This is a genomic window from Lutibacter sp. HS1-25 (assembly GCF_004121075.1).
In the GTDB taxonomy this organism is placed as follows: Bacteria; Bacteroidota; Bacteroidia; order Flavobacteriales; family Flavobacteriaceae; genus Lutibacter.
Map to the genome: position 1 here is coordinate 1 of NZ_RHLN01000110.1, position 1726 is coordinate 1726.

A 1726-nucleotide genomic window follows, 5' to 3' on the forward strand; every position below is an offset into this window, starting at 1 on the left:
GTTTTAAGTCGGTATTCATTATTAATTAGTAACAGTATTCTTTGAACCGTCATCCTCGCGAATGCGGGGATCTGTTAGTGTAAATACTAAAAAGCATCTTTTGAACTACACAAACAACAGATTTCCAGTCAAGCTGAAAATGACGTATGTTTTGAACCGTCATTGACTCCGTCGAATCTTCGATTTCTCGCGTATGCGGGGATCTGTTAATATAAATACTAAAAAGCATGTTTTGTCATTTCGATTGCAATGAGAAATCACATAAAACTGAGCATTGGATGTGGTTCCTCCTTCGTCGGAATGACAAGTTATAAATGGTATTAATTTTTAATTATTAGCAACTAATAACAGTATGTTTTGAACCGTCATCCTCGCGAATGCGGGGATCTGTTACTACAAATACTAAAAAGCATGTTTTGTCATTTCGATTGCAATGAGAAATCACATAAAATTGAGCATTGGATATGGTTCCTCCTTCGTCGGAATGACAAGTTATAAATGGAATTAAGTCAAAAGTAGGTATCTAGTACTCAGTTTTAAGTAACAGTTTTCAGTTTTAAGTCAGTATTAATTAATAATTATTTATTATTCCTTCTTCATTATTTAACTACAGTTGAAATTGAAAAATTGCTTTTCCCCAACCCTAAAGGGAGTCAATTTTTCAATAGGAAAGTATTCAGTATCGGGTAATAATCATTCATTTTTCATTATTAACTTTTCATTATTAATTATCGAGTTGGTAACAAACTTTATTTTGTCCTTTGCAGTTTCGGAGGGTTTTGTCGTGTGTCAAAAACATCTGCAATTTGTATAAATCCATTTTCCAGATCGACAGCATAAATCAATTTATAGTTTTTAAAAACTAAATATCGATATTTAATTTTTCGATGTTTTAATAACGCTTCTTCTTGACCAATTAGTGGATTTTTTATCAATTTTTTTGGTTCATTGATAATTTCTTTTACGATTTTTTTGGCAATTTTTGAACTTGCTTTATTTTCGTAATACTTAATAAATATCGTCAAGTTGCGTTTCTGCAAAATCAGACCAAATAATTTTCAATGCCATTATTCGTATTTGGCTAAAAGGTCAGAACTACTTTTAAATCGTTTGTTTTTAAAATCAGATTCAGATTGATCAATGCGTTTATTTAATTCATTTTGAGTCATTGGCTCAAATTGCTGATCTTCAGAAGTGTTTTTTTTATTTTTTAATATGCTTTCAAGACGAGAAACTACTTCTTCACTTTGAAGTTTTAAAAATTCTTGTATAAATGCTATTTTTCTAGCTTCTAAATTCATATTATTAGACTTTTATCAAAGATACGAAATTATCAATTTATACTAAATATTTTTTAAAAACTTGAATCTAGCCTGATACCAATACTTAATCTACTAAAAAATAGCAAATCTAAAATCCAACAACCAGTTTTAAATTAAAAGCCAAAAGCCTGTTTTCAGTAGCAGTTTTAAGTAACAGTTCTAAGTTTTAAGTTTTAAGTCGGTATTCAGTATCTGGTTACCAAAAATTAAACCAATCGTCATCCTCGCGAATGCGGGGATCTGTTAGTGTAAATACTAAAAAGTATCTTTGAACTACAAAACCAACAGATTTCCAGTCAAGCTGAAAATGACGTATGTTTTGAACTGTCATTGACTCCGTCGAATCTTCGATTTCTCGCGTATGCGGGGATCTGTTAATATAAATACTAAAAAGCATGTTTTGT

The 1726-nt window shown here is 30.4% G+C and carries 3 protein-coding genes; all 3 read right to left on the reverse strand.

Features of this window, described 5'->3' with window-relative positions; genetic code table 11:
- Window positions 1-749: 749 nt before the first annotated feature.
- Window positions 750-1040 (reverse strand): type II toxin-antitoxin system RelE/ParE family toxin, encoded by a 291-nt coding sequence (locus EC396_RS12720; protein ID WP_240665704.1) that lies wholly within the window; start codon window positions 1038-1040, stop codon window positions 750-752.
- Window positions 1041-1067: 27 nt separating this feature from the next.
- On the reverse strand, window positions 1068-1301 hold the full coding sequence (locus EC396_RS12725) for a hypothetical protein (protein WP_129367002.1): 234 nt from the start codon (window positions 1299-1301) through the stop codon (window positions 1068-1070).
- Window positions 1302-1518: 217 nt separating this feature from the next.
- The coding region (locus tag EC396_RS17995; RefSeq protein ID WP_205757963.1) for a hypothetical protein at window positions 1519-1726 on the reverse strand (208 nt) is incomplete at its 5' end.